The following is a 5,040-nucleotide window of genomic DNA, read 5'->3' as shown; positions in this document are numbered from 1 at the left end:
TATTTGATGTATCTTGGCTAAATATTAGTTCATATAAATAAACAAGAGTTGTTGTTAGGTTTTGATCGTAAATAACATTATTAGAAAAAATTGGTAAATATTGTTTACCAGTGAGTTTTTTTGTTAAAGCATAAATTACTTCTTTAGAAATATTTAAACTATAATAATCAAAATAACTATTATCAATTTGTTTACAAGCATGATTATCACCAGGATTAAAAATAACAATACTATTTGTTTTAAGTAAATATTCGTTGTTTTTACAAGTTAAAAAGCGTTGTCCTGATTTAAGATAGCCAATAACGTAATATTCATGAAAGTGATTTGCAAATGGCTGAGTGATGCCACTAAAATGATAGGCTTCGATTTTTAAATCTTGATCGTAAATAATGGTCCTTTTTTCTTTTTGCATATAATAACTCCTTAATTAGATAGTTTAATCTTTTAAAAGGATTAAGTCTTGGATAATATTTTCATTAAAAAAAGGTCAAATGACCTTTTACATCTTCCAACAATGATTTAATGGACCGCTGCCATGACCTAAATCTAATTGATCTTTAAGAGCACCAGTTAGATATTCTTTAGCGTTTTTTACACTGTCTTCAATTGAATAACCTAAAGCAATGTTGCTGGCAATAGCGGAAGATAGTGTACAGCCAGTTCCATGAGTATTCGGATTATCAATTTTATCAGCCGTTAGCCAGGTGATATTTCCCTGGTAATATAATAAATCATCAGCCCGATCTTCAAAATGACCGCCTTTAATTAAAATATAGCCCGAATACCATGAAGCGATTGTTTTGGCAGCTTCGATCATATCATCTTTACTTTTAATTTCAAGATTAGTTAAAACACTAGCTTCAGGAATATTAGGAGTGATGATCGTAGCTAATGGAATTAATTCTTCTTTTAAAATTTTTAAAGCATCATCAGCTAATAGTCTAGAACCGCTAGTAGCGACCATAACAGGATCAACGACGATCTTTAAATCAGGATGTTCTTTTAATTTAGTAACAATTGTCGCAATTAATTCAGGGTTAGATACCATCCCAATTTTAATTGCATCAGGGTAAATATCATCAAAAACACAATCTAGCTGTTTAGCTAAAAAGCTTGAAGTAACATCCATAATATCAGCAACTCCCATTGTATTTTGCGCTGTTAAGGCAGTAATCACGCTCATGCCATAAACTTTAAAGGCTGACATGGTTTTAAGATCAGCTTGAATCCCAGCTCCCCCGGAACAATCAGAACCGGCGATTGTAAGTACTTTTTTCATTCTCTATCCTCCATTTCTGTTAAGTTTTGATAAGTTTGATCACTTAGTTTACATATTTTTGACCAGTCATTTTGATTGCTTTTATCTTTGATAGCCCAGATAATAAAGCCGGATTGTTTAGCGCTTTTAATAGCATGATAGGCATCTTCGATAACAATGCACTGGTTAATATTTAAGTTTAGTTTAGTTAAAGCGGTTTGATAAAGTAAACCGTTTTGTTTATCTAACGAGGTATTATCACTAGTAATAATCAAAGAAAAATAATGATTTAAATTAAATTTTGATAAAACAATATTAGTGATTTTAGTTGTATTTGCCGTTAATAAACAAAGTTTTTTATGATGTTTTAAACATTGGTCTAAAAAATGTTTAGCACCAGGTTTTAAAGTAACCTTATGAAGATAGAATTCTTCTAAGATTTGATTTAGTTCTTGATAGATTTGTTTATCACTTTTAGTTAACTGATATTCTTGTTTTAAATAAGTTATAGCCTGATTGATTGATAAACTGGCTAAATCTTCATTTAAATTAGGTTTTGGTTTAATGCCCTGACTAATTAAATAATGACTGCCTAATTCATCCCAAATGGCCATTGAATCAATTAAAGTACCATCTAAATCAATAATATATCCTTTAATCATATAAATCTTTAGCCTTATTCTTTAATTCCTTAGCTGCTTTTTTAATATCTTTTTTAGCCATTATTGCCGATACAACGGCAATGCCAGCTAAATGACAATTTTTTAATTGTAAACAATTGTCTTCATTAATTCCCCCAATAGCAACAACCGGTAAATCAATATTAGTGGTAATTTCCTGTAATTTACTAATTGGTAAATTAGTAGCATCCTGTTTCGTAGCCGTTGAAAACATAGCCCCAGCTCCTAAATAATTAGCTCCGTCTTGTTTGGCTTTTAAAGCTTCATCTAAATTATGCGTAGAAACACCTAAGATTTTATCAGGACCGATTTTTTGACGAACTAAGGTAGCCGGTAAATCGTTTTGACCAATATGAATACCATCACTGTCAATAGCTAAAGCGACATCTAAATTATCATTAATAATTAATGGCACATTATATTGATGACAAATTTGTTTGATTTTTTTAGCTTTAGCGACAAAATCTTGAAAACTAAGATTTTTTTCACGAAGCTGAACCATAGTTACGCCACCTTGAATGGCTTGTTCAATCGCAGCTTCAAAGTTTTCTTTAGCAACCAAATTACTATCAGTAACTAGATATAGTTCTAATTGTTCTTTAGCGAATTTCAATTTTAACACCTGCTTTCAAATCATTATAGTTTAAGGTACTTAAAGCATCGATCAAATGAACTTTAAAACTGCCCGTTCCACTTTCTTCATTACGCATTTTTTGATCAGCAATTTCACCACAATAACCCATTGTTGCAATTGCATAAGCAGCAGTTTCTAAGATATTACCAGGTTTTGCAGCTACAAAAGCGCCTAAAATAGCTGAAAGCATGCATCCCGTTCCGGTGATTTTAGCCATCGTTTTACAACCATTATAAATCACAAAAGCCTTGCTTTCATCAACGACAAGATCGATTGTTCCTGTAATTGCAATGACAGCACCTGTTTGTTTACTAAATGCCCTGGCAAATTTGATGATTTCATCAAGATTGGCCGAAGTAATGGCATCACTATCATTGGCATCAACACCTCTTGTACCATTAATGTTTTTAACGAGAGCTTTAATTTCAGAAATATTACCACGAATAACACTAAATTTAATTTCTTGTAATAGTTTTTTTGCTGCTTCGCTTCTAAATTTACTAGCACCGACGCCAACGGGATCAAAGATGATCGGATGATTTAGATGATTTGCCATTTTTCCGGCTTTGATCATGGCATCAATTTTATGATTGTTTAAAGTACCGATATTGATTACTAGAGAATTACAAAGAGTTGTGATTTCGCTAACTTCATTAATATCATCAGCCATGATGGCACTGCCATTTACTGCCAAAATAGCATTAGCACAATCATTGGCGGTTACATAGTTAGTGATACAATGAACGATGGGATTAAGCAGACTTAATTGTTTTAAAATATCTTCAAACATAATTTTTCTCACTTTCTATGGTTTTATCAATTATTTATATCATATCATTTTATTAGTGATTAAACAATTATGGAAGGGTAAATATAGTGGCAATTAAGCTTGCACTAGATGATGATTTTTAGTATAATCTATAGGGTTAACAAAAAAACCCGGAATGGAGCGAAGAAGAATGAGAGATAATTATGATGTTATTGTTGTTGGGGCTGGTCCGGCAGGGATAATGGCTTGTTACGAATTATATTTAAAACAGCCTGATTTAAAGGTACTGTTAGTGGATAAAGGACAAGATGTCATGAAAAGACGTTGTCCAATCAAGGAAAAAAAGATCAAAGCTTGTCCAATTATTAAAGATAATGAACCTGGATGTTTACCTGCTTGTTCAATCACTTCTGGTTTTGGTGGAGCTGGTGCTTATTCTGATGGTAAATTTAATATTACGAGTGAATTTGGTGGCTGGTTAACGGATTATCTTTCAACAGATGAAGTTGAAGATGTGATTAATTATGTTGATGAGTTATATTTACGTCATGGGGCAACGAAAGAAATTACTGATCCAACTACTGATAAAATTAGAGAAATTGAACATCGCGGTTATGCTGTTGGATTAAAACTATTACGAGCTAAAGTTCGTCATTTAGGTACTGAAGAAAATTTAAGAATTATGACAGAAATGTCAAATGAATTGAAAAAACATATTGATATGGCTTTTGCAACAACAGTAAAAGATATCATGGTAGAAAATAATCAGGCTTGTGGCGTTACCTTAGAAAATGGTAAAGAAATTAAAGCTAAAAAAGTTGTTTTAGCACCTGGTCGTGATGGATCTGCCTGGCTAACTAAAGTGTTAAAAAAACATGGGATTGATTTATATAACAATCAGGTTGATATTGGAGTACGGGTGGAAACAAGCAACATCGTTATGGAAGAAATCAATAAAAATCTATATGAAGGAAAATTCATTTATAATGCAAGTGTGGGGACTAGAGTTAGAACTTTCTGTTCTAATCCATCAGGACATGTGGTAATTGAAAATCATAGTGGAACCATGTTAGCTAATGGACATGCTTATCATGATCCTAAATTAGGAAGTAAAAATACTAACTTTGCCTTATTAGTATCCCATACATTTAGTGAACCGTTTAATGAACCAAATGAATTTGCTCATGAAGTTAGTCGTTTGGCTAATAAGCTTTCTAACGGTTCAGTAATCGTTCAGAGATATGGAGATATTAAACGGGGTCGCAGAACTACTGAAAAAAGGTTAAAAGAGGGATATACTGTACCAACATTAGCTGAAGCTGTACCTGGAGATCTTGGGTTAGTATTACCTTACAATACAATGAAATCAATTATTGAAATGATTGAAGCTTTGGATAACGTAACACCTGGTATCGCTAATGAACATACATTATTATATGGAGTAGAAGCTAAATTCTATTCAGCTAGACCAAAAGTAAAAGAAGGTTTTGAATGTGAAATCGACAGTTTATATGTTGCTGGTGATGGAGCAGGATTAACTAGAGGTTTAGCTCAGGCTGGAGCTAATGGAATTATTGTGGCTCGTCATATTATTGATCATCTTAAATAATACATAAATATTATAAATTTAAAAGTCAGTTATTAGATTTATTTCTAGTAACTGATTTTTTTAAAAGAAAGTGATTGATTGAAAGACATC

General features: G+C 32.1%; 6 protein-coding genes. 1 reads left to right on the top strand and 5 read right to left on the bottom strand.

The window, feature by feature from the left end:
- The 5 genes from J7M77_RS05120 to thiM all read right to left on the bottom strand — a co-directional run.
- Window positions 1-412, bottom strand: a 412-nt coding sequence (locus J7M77_RS05120) for an AraC family ligand binding domain-containing protein (protein ID WP_296876677.1), incomplete at its 3' end; no start/stop codon positions are given.
- An 87-nt stretch (window positions 413-499) separates the two neighbouring features.
- Window positions 500-1,279: a bifunctional hydroxymethylpyrimidine kinase/phosphomethylpyrimidine kinase gene (gene thiD / locus J7M77_RS05115; RefSeq protein WP_296876675.1), complete on the bottom strand. Its 780-nt coding sequence runs from the start codon at window positions 1,277-1,279 to the stop codon at window positions 500-502.
- Window positions 1,276-1,920, bottom strand: a complete 645-nt coding sequence (locus J7M77_RS05110; RefSeq protein ID WP_296876673.1) for an HAD family phosphatase — start codon at window positions 1,918-1,920, stop codon at window positions 1,276-1,278. The genes thiD and J7M77_RS05110 overlap by 4 nt, the downstream gene beginning before the upstream one ends.
- Window positions 1,913-2,551 carry a thiamine phosphate synthase gene (gene thiE / locus J7M77_RS05105; protein ID WP_296876671.1) on the bottom strand — a complete coding sequence of 213 codons (639 nt, stop codon included), beginning with the start codon at window positions 2,549-2,551 and terminating at the stop codon, window positions 1,913-1,915. The genes J7M77_RS05110 and thiE overlap by 8 nt, the downstream gene beginning before the upstream one ends.
- Window positions 2,538-3,362, bottom strand: a complete 825-nt coding sequence (thiM, locus tag J7M77_RS05100; protein WP_296876669.1) for a hydroxyethylthiazole kinase — start codon at window positions 3,360-3,362, stop codon at window positions 2,538-2,540. Before thiM ends, thiE begins: the two co-directional genes overlap by 14 nt.
- 169 nt (window positions 3,363-3,531) lie before the next feature.
- On the opposite strand from thiM, the gene J7M77_RS05095 reads away from it, so the two are divergent.
- Window positions 3,532-4,950, top strand: coding sequence for an NAD(P)/FAD-dependent oxidoreductase (locus J7M77_RS05095; protein WP_296876667.1), 1,419 nt, complete (start codon window positions 3,532-3,534; stop codon window positions 4,948-4,950).
- Window positions 4,951-5,040: the final 90 nt, after the last annotated feature.

The sequence above is a fragment of the Thomasclavelia sp. genome, assembly GCF_017889095.1.
Classification (GTDB): Bacteria; Bacillota_I; Bacilli_A; order Erysipelotrichales; family Coprobacillaceae; genus Thomasclavelia.
This window is presented reverse-complemented; position numbering and strand designations above follow the sequence as displayed.